Source organism: Mammaliicoccus sp. P-M59 (assembly GCF_022386135.1).
Lineage (GTDB): Bacteria > Bacillota > Bacilli > Staphylococcales > Staphylococcaceae > Mammaliicoccus > Mammaliicoccus sciuri_A.
Map to the genome: position 1 here is coordinate 1 of NZ_JAJNJJ010000014.1, position 23,903 is coordinate 23,903.

General features: G+C 34.3%; 23 protein-coding genes, 2 tRNA genes and 1 rRNA gene. All 26 read right to left on the reverse strand.

From position 1 onward, the window contains the following. Positions 1 to 15: 15 nt before the first annotated feature. A tRNA-Thr gene (locus LQ617_RS15160) sits at positions 16 to 91 on the reverse strand. Between the two features lie 5 nt (positions 92 to 96). Beyond that, a tRNA-Val gene (locus tag LQ617_RS15165) sits at positions 97 to 172 on the reverse strand. 13 nt (positions 173 to 185) lie between these two features. Continuing rightward, positions 186 to 300: ribosomal RNA gene (gene rrf, locus LQ617_RS15170) — 5S ribosomal RNA — on the reverse strand. Positions 301 to 583: 283 nt separating this feature from the next. Then, on the reverse strand, positions 584 to 2,071 hold the full coding sequence (lysS, locus tag LQ617_RS15175) for a lysine--tRNA ligase (protein WP_239740754.1): 1,488 nt from the start codon (positions 2,069 to 2,071) through the stop codon (positions 584 to 586). 56 nt (positions 2,072 to 2,127) lie between these two features. After that, positions 2,128 to 2,616, reverse strand: coding sequence for a 2-amino-4-hydroxy-6-hydroxymethyldihydropteridine diphosphokinase (folK, locus tag LQ617_RS15180; protein WP_037590343.1), 489 nt, complete (start codon positions 2,614 to 2,616; stop codon positions 2,128 to 2,130). Beyond that, the gene (folB, locus tag LQ617_RS15185) at positions 2,617 to 2,976 is read right to left on the reverse strand and encodes a dihydroneopterin aldolase (RefSeq protein ID WP_025905554.1); all 360 of its coding nucleotides are present in this window, start codon (positions 2,974 to 2,976) and stop codon (positions 2,617 to 2,619) included. Beyond that, a complete protein-coding gene (folP, locus tag LQ617_RS15190) occupies positions 2,969 to 3,760 on the reverse strand; it encodes a dihydropteroate synthase (RefSeq protein ID WP_025905555.1) in 792 nt (263 codons plus the stop codon). Before folP ends, folB begins: the two co-directional genes overlap by 8 nt. Positions 3,761 to 3,889: 129 nt before the next feature. Continuing rightward, the gene (gene cysK, locus LQ617_RS15195; protein ID WP_037590342.1) at positions 3,890 to 4,819 is read right to left on the reverse strand and encodes a cysteine synthase A; all 930 of its coding nucleotides are present in this window, start codon (positions 4,817 to 4,819) and stop codon (positions 3,890 to 3,892) included. A 96-nt stretch (positions 4,820 to 4,915) separates the two neighbouring features. Further along, positions 4,916 to 5,794 (reverse strand): Hsp33 family molecular chaperone HslO, encoded by an 879-nt coding sequence (hslO, locus tag LQ617_RS15200; RefSeq protein ID WP_025905557.1) that lies wholly within the window; start codon positions 5,792 to 5,794, stop codon positions 4,916 to 4,918. Between the two features lie 64 nt (positions 5,795 to 5,858). After that, entirely contained in the window at positions 5,859 to 7,967 is a 2,109-nt protein-coding gene (gene ftsH / locus LQ617_RS15205; protein ID WP_103360996.1) for an ATP-dependent zinc metalloprotease FtsH, read from the reverse strand. Between the two features lie 92 nt (positions 7,968 to 8,059). Continuing rightward, positions 8,060 to 8,596, reverse strand: a complete 537-nt coding sequence (hpt, locus tag LQ617_RS15210) for a hypoxanthine phosphoribosyltransferase (protein ID WP_037590339.1) — start codon at positions 8,594 to 8,596, stop codon at positions 8,060 to 8,062. Next, positions 8,580 to 9,860 (reverse strand): tRNA lysidine(34) synthetase TilS, encoded by a 1,281-nt coding sequence (tilS, locus tag LQ617_RS15215; RefSeq protein ID WP_239740755.1) that lies wholly within the window; start codon positions 9,858 to 9,860, stop codon positions 8,580 to 8,582. Before tilS ends, hpt begins: the two co-directional genes overlap by 17 nt. Before the next feature lie 88 nt (positions 9,861 to 9,948). After that, a complete protein-coding gene (locus LQ617_RS15220) occupies positions 9,949 to 10,332 on the reverse strand; it encodes a S1 domain-containing RNA-binding protein (RefSeq protein WP_025905561.1) in 384 nt (127 codons plus the stop codon). Positions 10,333 to 10,415: 83 nt separating this feature from the next. Then, the gene (locus LQ617_RS15225) at positions 10,416 to 10,799 is read right to left on the reverse strand and encodes an FtsB family cell division protein (protein ID WP_025905562.1); all 384 of its coding nucleotides are present in this window, start codon (positions 10,797 to 10,799) and stop codon (positions 10,416 to 10,418) included. 16 nt (positions 10,800 to 10,815) lie between these two features. Then, positions 10,816 to 11,082, reverse strand: a complete 267-nt coding sequence (locus LQ617_RS15230) for an RNA-binding S4 domain-containing protein (RefSeq protein WP_037590337.1) — start codon at positions 11,080 to 11,082, stop codon at positions 10,816 to 10,818. Then, positions 11,079 to 12,245, reverse strand: a complete 1,167-nt coding sequence (locus LQ617_RS15235) for a MazG nucleotide pyrophosphohydrolase domain-containing protein (protein ID WP_232194148.1) — start codon at positions 12,243 to 12,245, stop codon at positions 11,079 to 11,081. The genes LQ617_RS15230 and LQ617_RS15235 overlap by 4 nt, the downstream gene beginning before the upstream one ends. A 7-nt stretch (positions 12,246 to 12,252) precedes the next feature. Next, entirely contained in the window at positions 12,253 to 13,761 is a 1,509-nt protein-coding gene (locus LQ617_RS15240; protein WP_126476459.1) for a polysaccharide biosynthesis protein, read from the reverse strand. Continuing rightward, the gene (mfd, locus tag LQ617_RS15245) at positions 13,748 to 17,257 is read right to left on the reverse strand and encodes a transcription-repair coupling factor (RefSeq protein WP_239705886.1); all 3,510 of its coding nucleotides are present in this window, start codon (positions 17,255 to 17,257) and stop codon (positions 13,748 to 13,750) included. Before mfd ends, LQ617_RS15240 begins: the two co-directional genes overlap by 14 nt. After that, entirely contained in the window at positions 17,254 to 17,826 is a 573-nt protein-coding gene (gene pth / locus LQ617_RS15250; protein ID WP_037590333.1) for an aminoacyl-tRNA hydrolase, read from the reverse strand. Before pth ends, mfd begins: the two co-directional genes overlap by 4 nt. A 120-nt stretch (positions 17,827 to 17,946) precedes the next feature. Next, the gene (locus LQ617_RS15255; protein WP_037590332.1) at positions 17,947 to 18,594 is read right to left on the reverse strand and encodes a 50S ribosomal protein L25/general stress protein Ctc; all 648 of its coding nucleotides are present in this window, start codon (positions 18,592 to 18,594) and stop codon (positions 17,947 to 17,949) included. Between the two features lie 130 nt (positions 18,595 to 18,724). After that, positions 18,725 to 19,687: a ribose-phosphate diphosphokinase gene (locus tag LQ617_RS15260; RefSeq protein WP_025905569.1), complete on the reverse strand. Its 963-nt coding sequence runs from the start codon at positions 19,685 to 19,687 to the stop codon at positions 18,725 to 18,727. A gap of 46 nt (positions 19,688 to 19,733) precedes the next feature. After that, complete coding sequence (gene glmU, locus LQ617_RS15265) at positions 19,734 to 21,092, reverse strand: bifunctional UDP-N-acetylglucosamine diphosphorylase/glucosamine-1-phosphate N-acetyltransferase GlmU (RefSeq protein ID WP_239740756.1); 1,359 nt, start codon at positions 21,090 to 21,092, stop codon at positions 19,734 to 19,736. A 192-nt stretch (positions 21,093 to 21,284) separates the two neighbouring features. Next, entirely contained in the window at positions 21,285 to 21,617 is a 333-nt protein-coding gene (gene spoVG, locus LQ617_RS15270) for a septation regulator SpoVG (RefSeq protein ID WP_037590328.1), read from the reverse strand. A 56-nt stretch (positions 21,618 to 21,673) separates the two neighbouring features. Further along, positions 21,674 to 22,051 carry a RidA family protein gene (locus LQ617_RS15275; RefSeq protein WP_239740757.1) on the reverse strand — a complete coding sequence of 126 codons (378 nt, stop codon included), beginning with the start codon at positions 22,049 to 22,051 and terminating at the stop codon, positions 21,674 to 21,676. A gap of 16 nt (positions 22,052 to 22,067) precedes the next feature. After that, entirely contained in the window at positions 22,068 to 22,892 is an 825-nt protein-coding gene (gene purR / locus LQ617_RS15280; RefSeq protein ID WP_025905573.1) for a pur operon repressor, read from the reverse strand. Between the two features lie 69 nt (positions 22,893 to 22,961). After that, on the reverse strand, positions 22,962 to 23,810 hold the full coding sequence (gene ispE, locus LQ617_RS15285) for a 4-(cytidine 5'-diphospho)-2-C-methyl-D-erythritol kinase (protein ID WP_196980736.1): 849 nt from the start codon (positions 23,808 to 23,810) through the stop codon (positions 22,962 to 22,964). Positions 23,811 to 23,903 lie beyond the last annotated feature (93 nt).

Sequence of the window (23,903 nt, forward strand, 5' to 3'; positions counted from 1 at the left end):
AATGGCTCTAAAACATGGTGCCGGCCAGAGGACTTGAACCCCCAACCTACTGATTACAAGTCAGTTGCTCTACCAGTTGAGCTAGGCCGGCAAAAATGGTGGAGAATGACGGGTTCGAACCGCCGACCCTCTGCTTGTAAGGCAGATGCTCTCCCAGCTGAGCTAATTCTCCAATTAACAATATCGCCCGGCAGCGTCCTACTCTCGCGGAACGTAAGCCCAACTACCATCGGCGCTAAAGAGCTTAACTTCTGTGTTCGGCATGGGAACAGGTGTGACCTCTTTGCTATCGCCACCAGACAATGTTGTTTCGTTTTTGTCTTACCTTATATATTATAAAGAACTCATCAAGGCTTTTCAATAGTAAATTTTACACCTTATTAACTTTCTTTACAAACATCTCGAATTGATATGCGCTTGTTTTCAGCGACCTTTATATAATACACAATTTAGAAACACTCGTCAACACTTTACAACAAAAAAGTTTATATTTCTTTAAAAAACTTCTATATTGGCGTTTTAAAGCCTTTCAAAAGTATAAAACCGCACACAATATGGAATTGTGCACGGCTTTTAGTTACATTTATTTTTGTCTCATATACGGGAATAGTAATACATCTCTAATAGATGCAGAGTTTGTTAATAACATAACTAATCTATCAATACCAATACCTAAACCACCTGTTGGAGGCATACCATATTCAAGTGCTTCAATAAAGTCATCATCCATTTCATGTGCTTCATCGTTACCTTGATCTTTTTCTTTCATTTGTGCTTCAAATCTTTCACGTTGATCAATTGGATCATTTAATTCAGTAAATGCATTTGCATGCTCTCTACCAACAATAAATAATTCGAATCTATCAGTGAATCTTGGGTCTTCAGGATTTTTCTTAGCTAATGGTGATATTTCGATTGGGTGTCCATAAATAAATGTAGGTTGAATAAGTTTGTCTTCTACTCTTTGTTCGAAGAATTCATTCAGAATATGACCATATGTCATACGATCTTCTACTTCTATATTATGTTCTTTTGCTAAAGCATGTGCTTCTTCATCAGTTTTAACTTCATAGAAATCTACACCAGTATATTCTTTAACGGCATCAACCATATGCCATCTTCTCCAATTAGGTGCTAAATCTATAGATTCTTCGCCATATTGTACAGTTGTAGAACCTAATACTTTTTCAGCGATTGCTGCTACCATAGATTCAGTTAAATCCATAATGTCGTTGTAATCAGCATATGCTTCATACAATTCAATCATTGTAAATTCAGGGTTATGTCTTGTAGATACACCTTCATTACGGAATACTCTTCCAATTTCATATACTTTCTCTAATCCACCTACGATTAATCGTTTCAAGTGTAATTCAATTGCAATTCTCATGTATAGAGTAGCATCTAACGCATTGTGATGTGTTACGAAAGGACGAGCTGAAGCACCACCAGCGATTTGGTGCATCATTGGTGTTTCTACTTCTAAGAAACCTTTATTATTTAAGTAAGTTCTCATTTCTTGAATAATTTGGCTTCTTGTAATGAATGTTTTAGTTGATTCTTCACTTGTAATTAAATCTAGGTAACGCTGACGGTAACGTTGTTCAATATCTTGTAAACCATGATACTTATCTGGTAATGGACGTAAAGATTTCGTTAAAACAGTAAATTCTTTCGCTTTAACAGATAATTCTCCAGTATTCGTTTTAAACATAACACCTTTTACGCCTACGATATCACCTAAATCTGCATGTTTCCATATTTCAAATTGTTCGTCACCCACTTGGTCTTTACGAACATAGATTTGAATTTGACCAGTAATATCTTTAACATGTGCAAATCCAGCTTTACCTTTACCTCTTTTAGTCATTAAACGACCTGCGATAGCAACAGCTGATTCGTCTTCTTTATCATGTAATTCTTCTTTACTGAATTCGTCCCATTCTTGGTGTAATGATTTAGAGTCTCCACTGCGGACAAATTTCTTACCGAAAGGATCGATACCTAAATCTCTTAATTCTTGTAATTTTTCTCTACGAACCAACATTTGGTCATTCATTTCTTCTGACATGATTTTCCACTCCTTATTTAAATTACACTTGTTATTTTATTTAAACCACACGTAGATTATTTACTTTCACCATTATACTTTACTACATGTTCATCGTTTGGCAATAGCTCCCAAATATATTTCTTCGATATAGGTTCCACAACATTTGAGGCAATATCATTCAAAGGTATCATCACAAATGCTCTTTCAGTCATTCTAGGATGAGGTACTTCTAGTTCTGGTGATTGAATAACGGATTGATCATATAATAAAATATCTATATCAATTGTACGTGGTCCCCATCTTTCAACTCGAACACGATGAAGTTGTTGCTCTATCATCATACAAACTTTTAATAATTCAGATGATTCTAATTCAGTTGAGATTTCAATACACATATTTAAAAAATCAGGTTGGTCTGTGTATCCTACTGGTTTCGTTTCATATATTGGAGATTCTTGAATAACTTGAATACCGTCAATTTCATTCAACAATTTAACAGCTTCTTGCAGTTGATGTTGCCTATCTCCCATATTACTGCCTAAACCTAAATATGCAGTATGCATTTATCTCTTCCTCACTATCTCAATACCCACACCTTTATAATGTCCAGGTATCGGTGGATTATTTTTAGTAATCTTAACTTTGGTTTCCAATACTCGATTATAGTGCGAAAATAGCTCTTTTGCAATACGTTCTGCAAGATGTTCGATTAATTTTACCGGTTTACCTTCCATAATTTCTTTGACCACTTCAAATACTTCACCGTAGTGAACAGTCTTTTCTAAGTCATCTGTTTCGCCCGCTTCAGAAAGATCTAAATATAATTCTAAATCTACTACAAATATTTGTCCTAGTTCATTTTCTGCTTCAATTGCACCATGGTATCCGTAAAAAGACATGCCTTCTAATATTATTCTATCCATTTAATCGAATCTCCTTCAGAGCATCTATCGTCTTAGCTACTCTTTTGTTCATTTGTACATTATGGACTCTCACAGCATGGACACCTTTTTCAATTCCGTAAGCTGTCGTTGCTGCTGTACCTTCATCACGTTCATCAACATTAGTTTCGCCACCTAATAAGTCATTGATCAATCGCTTTCTACTTGTCGCAAGCAACACATTGTATCCTGTAGCGACCAATTCATCTAATCGTGACATGACAATACGTTCTTCTTCTCTAGACTTCGCAAAGCCAATACCAGGATCTAGCCAAATATTTTTTTCAGGTATACCGCAAATTTCTGCTTGGTTTGCTTGTTTTAATAAAGTAAGCAATAATTCTTCCATTACCGGAACATCTCTCTTGCCATCGCCGTTATGCATTAACACAATTTCTGCATTATATTCTGCCACGACTTTCAATATATTCGGATCATACAAACCAGCCCACTGGTCGTTAATCATCGTTACGCCTCTTTTTAAAGATTCTTCAGCAACTTTACTTCTGTATGTATCTACTGAAAGTTGAACATCTAAATCACTGAGCGCTTCAACAACTGGAATAACTCTATCCAATTCCTCTTCTAAACTTACTTCTGTATAACCTGGGCGAGTAGATACTCCACCGATATCAATAATATCCGCACCTTCTGAGATAAGTTTCTCAGCGTGTTGTCTTGCTTTATCTACACTATTATATGAACCACCGTCAGAAAATGAATCTGGCGTAACATTTAATATCCCCATAATTTTCGTATTCACCAAGATAGTCTTCCTTCCTTTTTCATAGATAAATTTATTATAACAAATTTAAAAAATCACGCCTAAATGAAATAACTTCAAAAGTTATTTATTATAGACGTGATACTTAATTTATAATCATTTATTTATCAATTAGTCTTCAAAAGCGTAAAGTGGTGTAGATAGGTAACGTTCACCATTACTTGGAAGAACTGTTACTACAGTTTTGCCTTCACCTAGTTCTTTAGCTTTTTTCAATGCAGCTACAATTGCAGCACCAGATGAAATACCACCTAGGATACCTTCTTCTTTAGCAACTTTTCTAGACATTTCCATTGCTTCTTCATTACCTACTTTAATAACATCGTCATAAACATCTGTGTTTAAAGTATCTGGTACGAAACCTGCACCTAAACCTTGTAATTTATGAGGACCTGGTGAACCACCACTTAAAACAGGAGAAGCTTCTGGTTCAATCGCAACTATTTGAATATTAGGATATTTTTCTTTAAGCACTTTACCTGCTCCAGATAAAGTACCACCAGTACCTACACCAGCTAAGAAAGCGTCAATTTGAACACCCTCAAATTGCTCAACAAGTTCAGGACCAGTTGTTAATTCATGGACTTTAGGGTTCGCTGGGTTTTCGAATTGTTGTGGTTCAAAATAACCTTTTTCTTCTTTTAATTCTTTAGCTTTTTTGATAGCACCTTTCATACCTTCAGCACCAGGTGTTAATACTAATTCAGCTCCATAAGCTTTTAATAAAGCACGACGTTCGCTACTCATTGTATCTGGCATTACAAATACAGCTTTATAACCTTTAGCTGCTGCAACCATTGCTAAACCGATACCTGTGTTACCAGATGTTGGTTCAATAATTGTGTCGCCTGGTTTGATTTTGCCTTCTTTTTCAGCAGCTTCAATCATCGCTAAACCAATTCTATCTTTAACTGAGCTACCTGGGTTTTGATATTCTAATTTTACATAAACGTCTGCTGAACCTTCTTCAACTACTTTGTTTAATTTAACTACAGGTGTATCTCCAATTAATTCTACAATATTATTTACTCTCTTAGCCATTTACGCTTCACTCCTAAACAGTTTTTATACCCTAGTTTATTTATCGGATATAATGATTATAACAAAACTTCATATAAAGTGAAAGTATTTACTAAATTAAAGTGCGTTCTTAAGTTCGATTAATTCTTCTTCGCTATATTGATACTTTGTTCTACAGAAATGACATTCTGCTTCAGCACCATGATCTTCTTTAATCATTGCATCAATTTCAGCTTCTCCAAGACCTTTAATTGCATTCAGGAATTTTTCTCTAGAACAATTACATTTGAACTCAACATCCATATGGTCAATAATTCTAGTATTTTCTTTACCTAATACTGTTTCAATTATTTCTTCTGGTGATAATCCTCTATCGATCAATTTAGATACAGGTTCCATTTGATTAATTTTTTCTTCAATTGCTGAAATTGTTTTTTCAGATGCACCAGGCATAAGTTGAATGATGAAACCTCCTGCTGCTTTAATCGTATTGTCAGGATTTACTAATACACCTAAACCGACAGCTGAAGGTACTTGTTCACTTGTTACAAAATAATAAGTGAAATCTTCTCCAAGTTCTCCTGAAACAATCGGTGTAGAACCTGTGAAGTAATCTTTCAATCCGATATCTTTAACGACACTTAACATACCGTCTGTTCCAACAGCACGTCTAACATCTAATTTACCTTGATCGTTTAATGGAAAATGCGTTTGTGGATTTTGTACGTATCCTCTTACTTTACCTTTCGCATTAGCATCGACCATAATTTTACCAATTGGTCCTCCGCCATCAATTGTTACCGTTAATTTTTCTTCATTTTTTAGCATTGATCCCATCATCACACCAGCTGTCATTGATCTACCTAATGCTGCTGATGCTGTTGGCCATGTGTAATGGCGTGTTTGTGCTTCTTGTATTGTATTTGTTGTTTGAACAGCAAAAGCTCTCACTTCATCATTGAAAGCTAATCCTCTTACTAAATAATCTTTTGTCATGTTTTATACTCCTTCTTTAAAAAAAGCCCCTCTCAATCAAATTGTTGAAAGGGACTTTGTGAAATTATTCTTTACGATCTGTCGGTTTATTGTCACCTAGGTCATCGATATTTGGCTCTTGTTCATGAGCTGGTTCATCTGAATCACTATCTGAATCTGTGTCTTCACGACGTTTTTCATGTGACACTTCTTCTTTTACTTCTTCATATGATTTACCAACTTCATCATCGTCAATATCTAATGTACCTTCTTGTTGTGTTAAGTCACCTTCATATTTATCTTCATCTGAGTCTTCATTTTGGTTAAGATGAGAATCATCATATTTAACTTCTGGTAACTTACCTTCATGGAATAATGATTGAATTTGTTCAGCTACTAATGTTTCTTCTACTAGAAGTGTCTTAGCAATTAATTCTAATTGTGATTTATGTTCAGTTAGAATTTGTTTACAACGTTCGTATTGTTCTTTAATGATACGTTGTACTTCTGAATCAATTTCATAAGCAATTTGGTCTGAATAATTTGGTTCAGATTGCATATCTTTACCTAAAAATACTTGTCCACTATCCGTACTACCGAATTGTAATGGACCTAATTTTTTACTCATACCATATTCAGTAACCATCTTACGCGCAATGTTTGTTGCACGTTGGAAGTCATTATGAGCACCTGTTGATGCTTCTCCAAAGTTTATTTCTTCAGATACACGACCACCAAGTAAACCTACTATCTTATCTAATAATTCTGGTTCAGTCATAAAGTAACGATCTTCTTTAGGAAGCATCATTGCATATCCACCAGCTTGACCACGTGGAACGATTGTAACTTTATGAACCATTTCTGCTTCATCTAATACACAACCGATAATTGTATGACCCGCTTCGTGATAAGCAACAATATTTTTTTCTTTTTCAGAAATCATTCTTGTTTTCTTAGCTGGACCTGCAATAACTCTATCCGTCGCTTCTTCGATATCTCTCATATCAATTTTCGTTTTGTTAGAACGTGCTGCTACTAATGATGCTTCATTTAACAAGTTCTCTAAGTCTGCACCAGAGAAACCAGGCGTTCTTTGAGAAATTGCTTTTAAGTCAACAGTTTCGTCTAACGGTTTATTACGAGCATGTACTTTAAGTACTGCTTCACGTCCTTTTACATCTGGTCGTCCAACTTGGATTTGTCTATCGAAACGTCCAGGACGTAATAATGCAGGGTCTAAAATATCAGGACGGTTAGTTGCAGCTATCATAATGATACCTTCATTTTCACCGAATCCATCCATTTCTACTAATAATTGGTTTAATGTTTGTTCACGTTCATCGTGACCGCCACCAACACCAGCGCCACGTTGACGACCAACAGCATCAATCTCATCTATAAAGATAATACATGGTGCATTTTTCTTAGCGTTCTCGAATAAGTCACGCACACGACTTGCACCGACACCAACGAACATCTCAACGAAGTCTGAACCACTGATTGAGAAGAATGGTGTACCCGCTTCACCTGCTACAGCTCTAGCAAGTAATGTTTTACCTGTACCTGGAGGACCAACTAGTAAGACACCTTTCGGAATACGCGCACCCATTTTCTTGAATTTACGATTATCTTTAAGGAAATCAACTATTTCCACTAACTCTTGTTTCTCTTCATCGGCACCTGCTACATCAGAGAATCTCACACGTTTCTTCTGATTATCATATAGCTTGGCTTTTGACTTACCAAAGTTCATTACTCGGCCGCCGCCACCGCCGCCGCCTTGCATTTGGCTTAAGAAGAAGATGAATAAAAATGCAATAATTAAAACTGGGATAAGCGTTGTTAATACACTAACAAACACACTTTGTTTTTCTTCTTCTTTAACATTAAATTTCAAATCATCTTGTTTCTCAGCAGTTGCTGTTATTTTTTTCAAGTCATCTTGATTATTAAATAAAATAGAAGATGTATATGTTTCATCTTTACCTTTTTTTAATTCACCGCTAACCATATAAACATTCTGTTCTGGTTGAATAGTTAACGTTTTTAAATCGCCTTTTTCTAGCTTCGTCATAAACTCATTATATGTAAGCTGTTTTGGTGATTGTCCATTGCCATTAATGAACTGGAATACACCAAATAGGACGATAGCTAAAAGCGCGATCATTAATATATTACGAAAAGCTTTTTGCATTCAATTTGTCCTCCTACTCAATTAATAAAACTAACAAAAATTTTACCATATTTGTAATTTCATACGCTAGTAATTAAACTTGCTTATACGCATCATTGATATATTTCTGGTTTAAGTGTACCAATGTATGGTAAATTACGATATTTCTCAGCATAATCAAGTCCATATCCTACTACAAATTCATCAGGAATTTTTTCTCCGACATATTTAGCTTCGATATCTACTTTACGTTTCATCGGTTTGTCTAACAATGTTACGATTTCAATAGAATTAACATTTCTGTATTTCAATAAATCAACGATAGAATTTAAAGTTGTACCTGTTTCTAAAATATCTTCAATGATAATGACATCTCTATTTTCAACAGAAGTACTTAAGTCTTTTAAAATTTTAACTTCTCCAGTTGATTCTGTACCACCGTGATAACTAGAAACATCCATGAAGTCTAATTCTACATGTGTATCAATGTATTTAATTAAATCAGCCATAAACATGATTGAACCTTTTAAAATACCTACACAAATAGGTGTCTTCCCATTATAATCCTCTGTGATTTGCTTTCCTAATGTTTTGCATCTTTCTTGAATCTGTTCTTCTGATAATACAACAGACTTAATCGAGTCTTTCATTAAAGTCATCTCCAATATAAGTAATAGTTAGTGCGTTTTTAAAGTTAGAATCTATCCAAAAATCACCAATTGCAATTATGTCATCACCATTTAAAATAATTGGACAATTGTTTCTTTTATGTATGTCAATCTTGTTGTCAATCATGATTCTGTTAACTTTTTTGTGATGTTTATTTCCCCGGTTATAATACTGAACACGATCTCCAGACATTCTCGTTCTTACAAATAAAGGCGATGCTATGTCTTTCGTTTCAATTAACCAATTCCCAAATACATATTGTTCATTACGATTTATAAATTTAGAATTTACATTGAACTCAATATCTTCACATAGTAATAATTTATCATATGCTACTATAAACTGCCAATCATCAGATATAGGAATGACGGATTGTTTTGAAAAATTATTAAATACGTGCATCCATTCTTTATATGACTTCTCACTATATCTTCGTTTAACATATTGAGCCATTAATTGATCTAATACTTGAATCTTAATTAAATCGTTCAGCTGATTAAATTCATCACGATTAATTTCAACTTGATCAGACTGTTTTATTTCATTAGCAATAAAAGCATCTGCTACAGTTATAATTAATTCTCTTGCATCATTCATCCATTGATTTAAATCCAGTAAATGATCTGTTGAAAATTCTGATCTTTCTTCAATAACAGGCAACAATTGATTTCGTAAATAGTTGCGAGTATATTTACTATCTTTATTTGAATCATCTTCGTAGTACTTAAAATCAATTTCTTGTTGATATTGTTTTATAAATGATTTGGATACATTTAACAACGGTCTACAAATCATATAATCATTTCTTTTTTGAACTTGTTGAATACCTAAAGGTGCACGGCCAATTCTCCCAGTAAATAGTCGATAAGCAATGGTTTCTTTTTGGTCATCCATATGGTGTGCCGTCAACAATACATCGCTACCGGTTTGTTTCATCATTTCATCAAACCATTCATATCTCATTTGTCTAGAAATATCTTGTATGCTCTTATTGTGACTAACTGTTTCGCTCAAATCCAATGTCTTGATATATATTTCAATATGATGTTTTTCGCAAAATTGTTTTATAAATTCCGCTTCTTCTCGAGAGGCTTCTCTTAAACCATGGTTGACATGTAAACAAATTAACTTATGATATGTGTCTTTATAAGTTGTATTTAACATGTGTAAAAGTGACATGCTATCTATCCCTGTCGAAACAGCTAAAGCTAAATCATCCTCTTGTTGCCAAGTTACATCCAGCATGATTACACACCTCAATTTTCAAAAATTCATTTGATCTTTTCAAAATAAAAAGAGGCTCAACTAATTAGCCTCTTTTTATTATAATCCATTATCGTCTTGCACCTTTACCGCCACGACGTGATTCAGTTTGTCTCTTAATAGATGTTAACTTATCCTCACTATCTTTTAAAAAGTTTGATAATTTCTTCTCAAAGTCTTCAGGCTTAGCTTCTTTCTTAGGCGCTTGGCGCTTTGGACGTTCTTTAGCTTTTTTAATAGATAAACTAATCTTTCCATCATCAGCTACTGTTAATACTTTAACTTCTACTTCATCGCCTACAGTTAAATGGTCATTCACGTTCTCGACGTAGTTATCAGCAACTTCACTGATATGCACAAGGCCACTTTTCCCTTCAGGTAATTCAACAAATGCACCAAAATTCTTAATACCTGTAACTTTCCCTTTGACTTTATTGCCTACTTCAATTGACATATTATTACTGTATCCTCCTGATATAAATTCACTTTAACTTTATTATATGCTTCTATACAAAATTATACAACGCCATAAACAGATTATTTATCATTTTCCGCGTCTTTTTTGTCTTCTGGTAATTTAAAAATAATTTCACCATCATTGCTTAAAAAGTATTCGCTTCTTGCGAGTTTTTCTATATATTCTTTATCGTTCAGTCGTTTAATTTGTTCTTTAAGTTCTATCTCTTTATCTTGTAACTTTTCATATGTTACAGCTTTTTCTTTACGCTCTTGCACTAATTCATCATTACGATTTTTTTGTAGAAATAGCATGATGATCATAATAACGATTATTAACAATAATACTCCACCAAATAAGGTAAGTCGCTTGCGTATCACTTGGCGCGTTTTATTGACAGTCTTTTTTTGTTTGTTTTGGGACTGTGTATATTCATTATCTAGATTTTTAATTTTTTGCGCCATTGGTGTACCTCCTTATTTATATAGAATCTTGAATTTTTTCTTCTTTGATGACTTCAAACATTGTCTTAGCATTTTCTTTATTAGCATGTTCAGACAACCCTGTCACTTTAACAACAATTATTCTATTACCTAATCTAATTTCCAATTCATCTTCAACACTTACAGTCGTTCCTGCTTTAGCAACTTGACCATTTACTTTAACCCTACCTTGGTCACTCACTTCTTTAGCAAGTGTACGACGTTTAATCAGTCTAGATACTTTTAAATATTTATCTAATCTCAAATTGTTAAATCTCCTTTATTTATAAATTCTTTTAATGATTGTTCACCGTATCCCTCTAATTTGGTTTTATCATACAACTTCAAAAAGTAATCAGCAAATATTTTTTCTAGTTTCTCGCGTTTAACTTTGCCTTCTTTTTGTTTTTCATCATTCCAAATTTTCTTGAGGTCTTCAATATCATTCGCTTCTTGGTCACCAAACACATGTGGATGTCTACGTATCATCTTAGAAGTTAATGTTTGTATCACTTCTCTTACATCAAAGTACGCTTCTTTCTTTCCAATCGCAGCATGTAGCATCACTTGTAACAATATGTCTCCAAGTTCTTCTATCATATGTTCAATATCATCTTCATCAATTGCTTCTATTAATTCAAATGCCTCTTCAAGCACATAACGCTTCAATGTTTCATGTGTTTGTACTTTATCCCATGGACAACCTTCTTCGGACACTAAAGTATCGATAGTTTGTTCTAAATATTGAAAATCACCATATAGTTGTTCATCTTCAGTTATTTTCGGTATGAATAAACTTGTTAAATTTGATAGCTCAGCATGATGGTCCATTTCATACAATGGACAAGAAATGACATCAGCTTCACCTAATCTTGCATTAGAAACGAGTTTCACAGGATGATCATCTGGATATCTTTCCATCAATGTAACTTTAATATCTGATGCAACTAATTGATCATACACTTGTGTAATAATCGTATTCGTTCTTATATTTAATGAAGTCTCAGACAAACTCGTTCCGTCTAATAATGTAAATCCGTCATTCGGATCAATATTAACAGCTCTGAACATATCATCTAGAAAGCTTTTTCCACCTAACACGTGAACATCCGGTGCTTTCTCTAATAAAAGCTGCGTCGTTGTTTCAGCTACCATCGGATCACCAGGTACCGCATAAATGATATTTTCATGTTCAGCTTTTTCAATCAATGTATCGACAATTTCAGAATATACATTAAGAAAATCATCGTGCTTTTCATAAATATAATCAAAACCTTGCCAATTTAAGTCTTCTAATTCTTTAACAACCGGATGGTCTAGCGTACGCGCATATATAACATCAGCTGATTGAAGTTTACGGTAAACGCCCATTGGCAATTCTTCTAAACTATAATTACCTAAGCCAACAACTAATATTTGTTGTGCCATATGTTAATTACTCCTTTATTATTTTATCCATTAAAGGTAAATGTTTCCATTCATCTTTTATTAATATTTTCATTTTTATTATACCTATTATGACAACCATTACGCCAACAATACCTGCCAGTAACATAATTAATAGACTGGTCATTCTCGTGTGCGTTGGAATGAGCAATACAACTTGTACAAATATAGACATGATCGCAAGTAAAGTAATCACTTTAATCATAAATAAACCCATACGTTGAAATTGATAGAGTTTCATCACACGTACATGCAAAATCAATGTATAAATAGCAAGCGACAAGACAGTCGACAAACTTGCACCAAATATACCAAACTGCAGTACAAACCAATAATTCCCGATTAGTTTCGTTAACATACCAATCATGAGCGCAATAAATAATATATTTCTGTTTAATTTCACTTGCAATAACGCTGTATACATAATGATAAATGTCACAAATACAACTGCGAGCATAAAGACGCTCAATGTACCGATTAATTCATTCGTCTTAAAGAATACAGTATTTAATAATGGTAGTAAGTTCATTAAGCCAAATGCGGCAGCCATACTAAATAACACTGTTATCTTTAAGGATGTATTAGCATATTCATTCACGAGTTGATGATTTTTCTTTTGCAGTTGTTCTGTTAACAATGGAATAAGCACAAAACTAAATGTCGTTGTGATGATAAGCCCCATCTGAATCAATGAAGCACCTCTATCAAACACACCTTTTACTTTTATACTCTCATGAAAGCTATATCCATTCTCTTGCAACAAATGTATAAGTGTAAATGAATCTACAATTTGCCATAAAATCAATATCAAATAAGAAATGGCATACAAGATTGTCATCGTCACGATATTTTTAGTGTCACTCAACTTTATTTCCCAGGAAAATCTCAGTCTAGGCTTTCTTTTAAACCAGAAGTAAATTGCAATACAACTTAATCCCAATACAGAACCACTGATTGCGATTGTGCCAGCTTGATAAATCGAAATATTCAAGCCAACAAATAGCAAAATCGCAGTTAAAATCACACCGACTCTAACAACTTGATCAATAACCTGTGAAACAGCTATAAAGTTCATCTGATGTTTCATTTGATAATACCCTCGTACCATCGAGATAAATACAAGTGGTATTAACGCTAAACTCGCCATACGAATCATAGGCGTTAAGTTCGGATCACCCATCAGTCCGCTTATCAATTGTGCACTTAAAAATATAGCAACACTTAGCAATAAACAAGTCATTTGTAAGAACCAGAACATACCTATTATTTCTGATTGTTTACGTTGAATCATCCAGCTACTCATGACACTAGGAAGCGCGTTTAAACTTACAACACTTACAATCGCAACAAGCGGATATACTTGTTGGTATGCATATAATCCTTCATCACCTAAAACATTTTGGTAAGGCACTCTATAAATTGCGCTTAAAATTTTAACAATGACCATCGTGCCTGTTAACAACAATACACTATTAAAAATGGGTTTAGATTGTGTCATCGTCTACCAAACTTTCATTGATCACATTAGTTAAGAATTTCAAATCGTCTAACCATTGTTTTGATTTTTGTAATTTAAACACCATTTGATTGTCTGACACAGCTATTTTTAATTTTCTACCTAATGGTTCTGTAACTTTAAACAACACGTCACCTTTTAAATGATTTGTTGTATATTCTGATGCTGTCAGTTGTATCACTTTAGCGACTTCTTTAATTTCTGTAATACCGAAATGAATACCATTCAATCTTACTTCAACAACGTCTAATAAACGTTGAACTTCAACAGGATATTCACCAAAACGATCGATTAATTCATCTTGAATATCTTCCAATTGAGATTGCGTCGTAATTGATCTCAATTTTTTGTACATTTCAATTTTGGCTTGTTCATTCTTAATGTATTCAGCTGGAATATAAGCATCTATTTTAATGTCCACTTCTAGTTGTGGTACTTCTGATTCTGGTTCTATACCTCGTTTTACATTAACCGCTTCTTCTAACATTTGAGAATATAAATCATAACCTACAGAATCTATGAACCCATGCTGCTGACTACCTAATAGATTTCCTGCGCCACGAATATTCAAATCACGCATGGCAATTTTAAATCCTGAACCTAATTCAGTAAATTCTTTAATAGCTTGCAGTCTTTGTTCTGCAACTTCAGTCAGTACTTTATTTTGTTCATGTAAGAAATATGCATAACCAATTCGACTAGAACGACCTACTCGTCCACGTAACTGATACAATTGACTCAATCCAAATCTATTAGCATCTTCAATAATCAATGTATTAGCATTTGGAACATCGACACCCGTTTCAATAATCGTCGTTGTTACTAAAATATCGTATTCTCCATCGACAAAATTCAACATCGTTTCTTCTAATTCTCGTTCTGTCATTTGTCCATGAGCAACGCCAATTCTCGCATTAGGCATGAGCATAGATAACTGTTCACTCTTTTGATATATAGACTGCACGCGGTTATATAAATAGAATGCTTGTCCACCACGTGAAAGTTCACGTTCTAGTGCTTCTTTAACAAAACTCATATTCTGTTCTAATACATACGTTTGAACAGGGAATCTGTTTTCAGGTGGTGTTTCAATAACAGATAAGTCTCTAACACCTAATAAACTCATATGAAGTGTTCTCGGAATTGGTGTAGCTGTTAAAGTAAGAACGTCTACATTAGTCTTTAATGCTTTAATTCTTTCTTTATGTTTCACACCAAATCTTTGTTCTTCATCGACGATTAATAATCCTAAATCTTTATATTCAACATCTTTACTTAGTAATTTATGTGTACCTACAACAATGTCTACAAATCCAGATTTGATACCTGCTTTCGTTTCTTTAACTTGTTTAGGTGTTCTAAATCTACTCATCATTTGAATTTCTACTGGATATTCTTGCATACGTTCTCTGAATGTTTCAAAATGTTGCTGAGCAAGAATCGTTGTTGGTACGAGCACGGCTACTTGCTTACCTTCCAAGACCGCTTTAAATGCAGCTCTTATTGCTACTTCAGTCTTACCATATCCAACATCACCACAAAGCAGTCTATCCATCGGTCTTCTTTTTTCCATATCTGCTTTAATTTCTTCTAAAGAAGTGACTTGGTCAGGCGTAGGCTCATATGGAAAGTCCATTTCAAATGTCATTTGTTCTTCAGTATCCGGACCGTATTGATAACCTTCAACTTGTTCTCTCTCTTGATAAAGTTTCAACAGTTCATCCGCAATATCTTCCACATTTTTTTGAACTTTAGCTTTTGTTTTTTTCCATTCTGTACCGCCAAGTTTATTCACCTTTGGCTCTTTATCATCTGATCCAACAAACTTTTGTACATCATTCATTTGATCAACAGGTACAAATAATTGATCGGTACCTTTGTATTGAATTTTAATATAATCTTTATGAATGCCAGATACTTCTAATGTTTCAACGCCTAAATATTTACCAACACCATGATGTACGTGTACAACATAATCTCCTACATTCAATTCTTGGTAAGATTTTATTTTTTCAGCATTAGATAACTTTTGTCTTCTTTTAGATTGTTTTCTTTCACGTGCTTTGAAAAGTTCTTTTTCTGTCACGACGACAAGCTTCATATAAGGCAATTCGAACCCTTCAGACAGCGCGCCATCCGTTACGACAGCTTGTCCACGGTCACCAACCTGTTCTACTCTATCTATAACAGTTGGAATTTTCATGTCGTTTAACATACTTTGAATACGAGACTTTCTCGTTTCAGATTCTGCTAATAATACGACTGTAAATCCTTGTTTCATAAAGCGATCAAACTCTGACTGCATAATGTCGTATTGTCCATAGAATCTTTGAACAGGTTTACATGAGAATTTCACCATCTCTTCAATTTCAACTGGCATACTTGCAGTAAATAAAGTGAAATAAGCGATTTTATGTTGATGCAAGAGTTCTGTAAAAGCATGTTCCGAAATAAAACGTTGCCCAATAAATCCTTGTCCTGATTCTATTAGCGATTGCGTAAATTCTTCGATTTCAACGTCTAATGAATGTTCAGTTTCTTTAATTCGATTATATTCGTCTACAACAACAAGTGCATCATCCGCAAAATAATCTGTTAAAGTTGTGACTTCATCATACATAAACGAAATGACACGTCTTAAAATTTGATGATCTTTCAATTCATCACTTTGCATCAATATCGTTTGATACGTATCTTTTAAGTCGGGTCGCATTTCTGTAGCTAGTTGTTGTCTAGTCTTTTCATATGCTTCTTCCATACGTTCTGGAAGTTGGCTAATTTGTTCACTTGTAAAAATATAATCACTAGCCGTTGTAATTTCAACTTGTTCAACATTACCTAAAGAGCGTTGCGTTTCAACGTCAAACAATCTCATACCGTCTACTTCAGTATCAAACAATTCAATTCGAACAGGATCTCCAGTTACTGGATAGATATCAATCAACCCACCACGAATCGAGAACTCACCAACTGCTGATACTAACGATTGCCTCTTATAACCCATATCAATCAATTGATTAGCCCATACATCTAAGTCAATATCATCACCTATTTGAATCGATTTATAATGTTCATTCCAAATGTGTTTCGGTGTTAATTGTTTTTTCAAGCCATTTATAGGCACGATAAATAAGCCCTTCTTGCCTTGAGCAAGTTGGGTTAGTGTTCTGATACGTTCACTCATTAAATCAGGACTTTGCGTAGAGAACGCCTCAATCATAATATCTTGTACAGGAAACTTAAATACTTCTTCAGGTGGTAATAATTGAAGAATATCCGCTTCTAATTTATCCGCCTGATACAAGTTATTTGTTACGATAACGAGTTGTTTATCATTTTTAAGATATTGTTCTAATATGAGTAGTGCTTTACTCGACTGATTCAGTCCTGTTATGAGTATGTTCTTTTCTCCAAATATTTGCGTTAATTCTTGAAATCGTTCGTCTGCTTGTATGATTTCATGGATAACGTGTTTCATATAACTTCACCATTATACTGGTTCATCACATTCTGAAAAGTTTCGCCTTTAATTAAAGCTTCACAAGCATCTGCTGCGCGATCGATTACTTTTTCCATTGTAATCATTTCATCATCAGAGAACTTTTGAAGCACATAATTCGGTACACTCATGCCATTTGTAGGACGATCAATTCCGATTCTAATACGGTTAAAACGGTCTGTCCCTAAATGTTGAATTAAAGACTTCATACCGTTATGACCACCAGCACTTCCTTTCTGACGTAGTCTCAAATGACCTTGAGACTGGTCCATGTCATCATAGAGTACAACTAGATCCTCTATATCTATATTATAATAGTCCATTAGTGGTCTTACAGCTTCACCTGATAAATTCATGAAAGTCATAGGCTCAATAAGCATTACTTTCTCTCCATTTATAAGCCCTATTGTATATGCGCCTTTAAATTTTTGTTTATCTAAGTCTAATTGGTGACGATCAAGCAATTTATCAACTACTTCAAAGCCAATATTATGACGCGTAAGGTCATATTTCTTTCCGATATTTCCAAGTCCAACAATACATTTCATGTTGTAACCTCCATATTAATACTAAGTATATATTATAGCATTTTTGTGATTTATTTCATCTATCTATACTTAAATAAAAAAACCCAACACAAATGTGTTGGGTTGAAGATTTAAAAAATATTATTTTTCTTCTTCTTCTGCTTCTTCTTTTTCAGCTTCTTCTTCTGCTACTGCATCAGCTTCTTCAGCTGCAGTTTCTTCAGCATCTTCAGCAGGTTCTTCTGTTGGAGGAACTACTGTTACAACTGCTTCTTCTTTATCGTTTTCGATAGTGTATTTATCAGTTGCATCTAAGTCGCCTACTAAGTAGCTATCACCAATAGCTAATTCTGTAATATCAACTTCGATATTTTCAGGAATAGCATCTGGAGTAGTTGTAACTTGTAAGTCGAATAATGGTTGTTGAACTACGCCACCTTCAGAAGCACCAACTGATTCACCTACTAATACTACAGGTACGTCTACAGTTAATTCTTCTTTCATGTTGATAGCTAAGAAGTCAACGTGAGTGATTTGGTTTTTAAGAGAATCATATTGATAATCTGAAACCATAACTTTGATTGTTTTTGAACCAACACCTAATTCGATAACGCCGTTACGTCCAACTTCACGAATTGTTTTGATGAATTCAACTTCATCAACTTTAACAGATGTATTTTTAGCACCGTAACCGTATACGACTGCTGGAATAACACCTGAAGCTCTTAATTTACGTAAACTAGAACGAGTTTGTTTACCTTGACGGATAACTGACTTTAATGAAGTCATTATCTTTTCCACCTTTCATTTATGCGCGATATGCGCTCCTACACTTACCCATCAACAACAATTGCTGCTTGTAAGTGGTTATTTAGTCCATAAAAATGAACCGTTTGTTATTATACACGAATATTATAAATTAATCAAATAGCACACTAACAGATTCTTGTTCATATACTCTAACAATTGCTTGTGCTAATAATTCTGCTACAGACAATTCTTTAACGTTTGCAGGTTTTCTATCTTCTGGTAATTGAATTGAGTTTGTAACAACTAATTCTTTAATTTGAGAATTTTCGATACGTTCTTTTGCTGGTCCTGATAATACAGGGTGTGTACAACATGCATAAACTTCTTTCGCACCTTTTTTAACAAGTGCATCTGCTGCTAATGTAATTGTTCCAGCTGTATCAATAATATCATCGATAATGATGGCAGTCTTACCATTAATATCTCCAACAATATTCATAACTTCTGCTACGTTTGGTTTCGGACGACGTTTATCAATAATAGCGATAGGTGTTTTTAGACGGTCAGCCATTTTACGTGCTCTTGTTACGCCACCATGGTCAGGCGAAACAACTACTGTTGTTTCAGGATCTAAACCTTTTTCTAAGAAGTAATTTGATAAAATTGGTACGCCCATTAAATGATCAATCGGTATGTCAAAGAACCCTTGAATTTGAGGTGCATGTAAATCAAGTGCTATCATTCTGCTTGCGCCAGCTTTTTCAATAATATTTGCCACAAGTTTAGCAGTGATTGGTTCACGGCTTCTAGCTTTACGGTCTTGTCTTGCATAACCGTAATAAGGCATTACAATATTAATATTTGCTGCTGATGCACGTTTACAAGCATCAATCATAATTAATAATTCCATCAAGTGTTCATTCACTGGGTTTGATGTTGGTTGAATAATAAATACATCACAACCACGGATACTTTCTTCAATATTAATTTGAACTTCACCATCAGCAAATCTTTTAACTGTAGATTTACCTAATGGAATCCCTACTAAATTGGCAACTTCTTGCGCTAATGGTTGGTTACCTTCAAGCGAAAATATTTTTAATGAAGAGTTCTTATATTCAGTGTTCAACATTTCTGTTCCTCCGATATCATTTTGACTCATGTTTTGACGGCTCCTTTTATTTCGTTTTATAATATCCTTCTTTTGTCGTTTGTCTAGCGCGACCTAGCGCCAAGCTTTCATTTGGTACATCATCTGTAATTGTTGACCCTGCTGCTATGAATGATCCATCTCCAATTTCTACTGGTGCAACTAGATTTGAATTACATCCAATAAATGCATCATCTCCTATAACCGTACGGAATTTATTCACGCCATCATAATTTACAGTGATAGAACCACAACCAATATTTGTTCTTGCACCTACTTCTGCATCTCCGATATAACTTAAGTGTGAAACTTTAGCGCCATCTTTTAAGACAGCCTTTTTAGTTTCAACAAAGTTACCAATTTTCGTATCTTTGCCTAGTTCAGAACCTGGTCTTAATTGTGCAAATGGTCCTACTGTAGCGTTTTCGCCTACAACTGAATCTGTAATAACAGATTGTTTAATTGTAGCATCATCTTTAATTGTACTATTTTTGATGTCAGAATTCATTCCTATCGTAACATTTTTTCCTATAATTGTTGTGCCAGAAAGTCTTACACCTGGTTCTACAACTGTATCTTCACCAATTACGACTTGTTTCCCGATATAAGTTGTAGCTGGATCAATAATTGTTACGCCATTTAACATATGTTGATGATTGATACGTTCTTTCATTTTCTGTTCAGCTTTCGCAAGTTGCACTCTATCATTCACACCCATAATGCCGTCAACATCGTTCGTAATAAAAGCAGAAACTTTTTCATTTTCTTCTTTTAGTATGCGAATCACATCTGGTAAATAATATTCACCTTGTGCGTTATCATTGTTTACTTTTTCAAGTGTTTCAAATAACTTTTCATTATCGAAAGCAAATATACCAGAACTGATTTCATTAACTTCAGCTTCAGCAGAAGAAGCGTCTTTTTGTTCGACAATTCCAGAAACCAAACCACTTTCATCGCGAATGATTCTGCCGTAGCCAAACGGATTATCCACTTTTGCAGACAAGACAGTTGCTACTGCATTTTCAGACTCATGAAAATCTAATAAGTTTTTAATCGTTTCATCACTGATTAATGGTGTGTCTCCACATACAACAATTGTTGTGCCTTTTTCAGTACCTAATATATCTTTAGCAGTCTTTACTGCATGTGCTGTTCCTAATTGTTCTTCTTGATGTACAAACTGAGATGCATGACCGATTGTTTCTTTGACTTTTTCAGCACCATGCCCAACAACTGTTACGACTTTATCAACACCTGCATTTTTTATGCTATCTATAACATGTTGAACCATTGCTTCTCCAGCTACTGTATGTAGTACTTTGTAAAGTTTAGATTTCATCCTTGTACCTTTACCAGCAGCTAATACAACTGCATATTTTTGCATTGCAAATACCTCCATTTATACACACTTTAGTCTATTATAATTTAATTGACCGCATAGTATCAAGAAAGAGTTCAAGTAAACGTTTCCTTATTAACAAACCCATTATCATGACATATAAAAAAACAGCAATTAAAATCATAAGATTTTAACTGCTGTTTATCAATATACGTGAGCTGAGTACTTTAAATATCGTTATTCTTCTTCACTGTCTGATGCTTCATCGCTATCCTCTGAATTTGAGGCTTCTTGAGCTGATTTTGGAATAATGACTTCATCTGTTTCATCATATACTTTCATAACCGCTTCTTGAATCTCTTGTCTCATTTCAGAATTAATGGGATGCGCAATATCTCTAAATTCCCCATCTGGCGTACGCTTACTAGGCATAGCCACAAACAGTCCTGAATTTCCCTCGATTACTCTTAAGTCGTGAATAACAAAAGCGTCATCTAATGTTATAGAAACTAATGCTTTCATTCTTCCATCCGTTTGAATTTTTCTTAATCTCACATCTGTTACCTTCATGATTTGTGTGCCCCCTGTTTTGTCTATTTAAAGTAGCAGCATCATATTAATTGAAGTTAGTTATTTATTTTTGCAATCATTTCGATTTCAACTTTTACATCTTTCGGTAAACGTGCAACTTCCACACAACTTCTAGCAGGCAAATGTTCATTAAAACATTCTCCATATACGGCATTGATGTCTTGGAAATCGTTCATATCTTTTATGAAAATTAAAGATTTAACGACACTATCTAAAGATGCGCCACTTTCTTGAAGTACGACTTTTAAATTTTCTAGTACTTGCTTAGTTTGTTCTTTGACATCTTCAGAAACGACTTCACCTTGTTGATTTAATGGTATTTGACCAGAAGTAAATACTAAATTATCTACTACTACTGCATGGCAATATGGTCCTAAAGCTTCTGGAGCGTTTGTTGCGTTAATACTTTTCATGTTGATTACTCTCCTTTTAATTAAATCTTTTTAAACAGTTGCCTTCCTCTACTGAAAATTGTTGATTGTACTCGTCTACGTCAGATAACCTAACTAAAGATGTATAATCTTCAATCAATCGATGTTTAACTTCTTTTGATTCTACAAGTACTGATACCCCTTTTACTGTAGCTTTAAACTCATTCATCAAATTGATTACACCATTAATAGATCCGCCTGCTCTCATAAAGTCATCAACAATCAATACATTCGAATATTCAGGCAATGTTCTTTTTGATAAAACCATTGTCTCAATCTTTCTAGAAGACCCAGACACATAGTTAATTGATACTGTGGATCCTTCTGTTACTTTATTGTCTTTTCTTATAACCACAACTGGCAAATTAAGCACTTTCGCCACGGCATTTGCTAAAGAAATACCCTTTGTTGCTATTGTAACTACCGCATCAAGTTCTTCATCCATGTACATTGTAGCGATTAACTCTCCTACTTGATTTAATAGTTTAGGATTCCCTACTAAATCTGACATAAATAAATAGCCACCTGGCAACAGTCTTTCTTTTTCTTTTAGTAATTCACACAATTTTTCAATTAATTCACGTGCTTCTTCGACGTACATTTTAGGTCGGTAAGTTACACCGCCACTTGCACCGGCAGTCGTTTCTATAATACCAAGTCTCTCAGCAGTAAACGTTTCTTTAATAATTTGTATGTCTTCACTAATAGACGACTTTGCCTGACCAAAATGATTCACAAAATAAGTCAACGGCACTAACTCGTTCGGATGTTTCAATAAATATTGTGTCATATAAACGATTCTTTCACTTCGTTTAAACCTCATTTATAAAACTCCAATCTCTATTCCGTATTTTAAGCCTAATTATACTATAATCGTTCGCATTCCTCAAAGCTACCCGAGCAGTCTCGCGATGTATACATCGTTACAACATCCCATCAAAGCATTATATACTTGCTTAGCTTGTCTTTCTTTTTGAACAAAGCCATATATAGTCGGGCCACTACCACTCATTAAAGCAGCATCTACACCAGTATTACTCATAGTATTCTTCAATTTCTCAACTTCTGGATACAGCTGCATTGTAACTTTTTCAAGACTATTGCCAAGCGACTGACACATTGCGGCATAATCGTTATTTTCGATTGCTTTAAGACACGCTTGTGTTTGTACTTCTTCCTTGTTTTCCAAATCTAGTGCGCCGTATATTTCAGGCGTTGAAACACCTATATCTGGTTTCGCGATAACGACCCATGCTGAAGGTGGTTTAGGTAAGTGCGTAATTTTCTCACCTCTACCTTGGCATAAAGCAGTTTTTCCATAAATACAAAACGAAATATCTGATCCAATTTCCGAAGCCAACTCACTTAATGTTTCTAAAGATTCGTTAATCCCCCATAATTCATTCAAACCTCTAAAAGTAGCGGCTGCATCACTTGACCCACCAGCTAAACCTGCTGAAATCGGTATGCTTTTTTCTAATGAAATCTTCACACCTTTTTCAATATTGTATCTATCTTGCATCAACTTCGCTGCTTTATATGCTAAATTTCTATGATCACTTGGTACAAAATTATGTTCTACATCAATAATAATTTCACCATCGTCTCTACACTCAAATGTTAATCGGTCATTTAAGTCGATGGTCGTCATAATCATTTCCACTTCATGATACCCATCTTCACGTTTATATAACGTATCTAATGTTAAATTAATTTTTGCTGGTGCAGTTTCATAAATCATATACTTGCCCTCTCTAAAACTTATTATTATGATTTTACCATAAATAAAAGTTAGAAAGTATTAGCTTTATTCTATTTTTTGGCATAATAAAAA

Excerpts from the sequence above, each read along its gene's own strand:
- lysS (WP_239740754.1), bottom strand. The coding sequence starts at position 2,071 with ATGTCAGAAGAAATGAATGACCAAATGTTGGTTCGTAGAGAAAAATTA.
- folK (WP_037590343.1), bottom strand. The coding sequence starts at position 2,616 with ATGCATACTGCATATTTAGGTTTAGGCAGTAATATGGGAGATAGGCAA.
- folB (WP_025905554.1), bottom strand. The coding sequence starts at position 2,976 with ATGGATAGAATAATATTAGAAGGCATGTCTTTTTACGGATACCATGGT.
- cysK (WP_037590342.1), bottom strand. The coding sequence starts at position 4,819 with ATGGCTAAGAGAGTAAATAATATTGTAGAATTAATTGGAGATACACCT.
- hslO (WP_025905557.1), bottom strand. The coding sequence starts at position 5,794 with ATGACAAAAGATTATTTAGTAAGAGGATTAGCTTTCAATGATGAAGTG.
- ftsH (WP_103360996.1), bottom strand. The coding sequence starts at position 7,967 with ATGCAAAAAGCTTTTCGTAATATATTAATGATCGCGCTTTTAGCTATC.
- hpt (WP_037590339.1), bottom strand. The coding sequence starts at position 8,596 with ATGAAAGACTCGATTAAGTCTGTTGTATTATCAGAAGAACAGATTCAA.
- tilS (WP_239740755.1), bottom strand. The coding sequence starts at position 9,860 with ATGCTGGATGTAACTTGGCAACAAGAGGATGATTTAGCTTTAGCTGTT.
- LQ617_RS15220 (WP_025905561.1), bottom strand. The coding sequence starts at position 10,332 with ATGTCAATTGAAGTAGGCAATAAAGTCAAAGGGAAAGTTACAGGTATT.
- LQ617_RS15225 (WP_025905562.1), bottom strand. The coding sequence starts at position 10,799 with ATGGCGCAAAAAATTAAAAATCTAGATAATGAATATACACAGTCCCAA.
- LQ617_RS15235 (WP_232194148.1), bottom strand. The coding sequence starts at position 12,245 with ATGGCACAACAAATATTAGTTGTTGGCTTAGGTAATTATAGTTTAGAA.
- LQ617_RS15240 (WP_126476459.1), bottom strand. The coding sequence starts at position 13,761 with ATGACACAATCTAAACCCATTTTTAATAGTGTATTGTTGTTAACAGGC.
- mfd (WP_239705886.1), bottom strand. The coding sequence starts at position 17,257 with ATGAAACACGTTATCCATGAAATCATACAAGCAGACGAACGATTTCAA.
- pth (WP_037590333.1), bottom strand. The coding sequence starts at position 17,826 with ATGAAATGTATTGTTGGACTTGGAAATATCGGAAAGAAATATGACCTT.
- LQ617_RS15255 (WP_037590332.1), bottom strand. The coding sequence starts at position 18,594 with ATGACTTCATTAAAGTCAGTTATCCGTCAAGGTAAACAAACTCGTTCT.
- LQ617_RS15260 (WP_025905569.1), bottom strand. The coding sequence starts at position 19,687 with ATGTTGAACACTGAATATAAGAACTCTTCATTAAAAATATTTTCGCTT.
- glmU (WP_239740756.1), bottom strand. The coding sequence starts at position 21,092 with ATGCAAAAATATGCAGTTGTATTAGCTGCTGGTAAAGGTACAAGGATG.
- spoVG (WP_037590328.1), bottom strand. The coding sequence starts at position 21,617 with ATGAAGGTAACAGATGTGAGATTAAGAAAAATTCAAACGGATGGAAGA.
- LQ617_RS15275 (WP_239740757.1), bottom strand. The coding sequence starts at position 22,051 with ATGAAAAGTATTAACGCAACAAACGCTCCAGAAGCTTTAGGACCATAT.
- purR (WP_025905573.1), bottom strand. The coding sequence starts at position 22,892 with ATGAGGTTTAAACGAAGTGAAAGAATCGTTTATATGACACAATATTTA.
- ispE (WP_196980736.1), bottom strand. The coding sequence starts at position 23,810 with ATGATTTATGAAACTGCACCAGCAAAAATTAATTTAACATTAGATACG.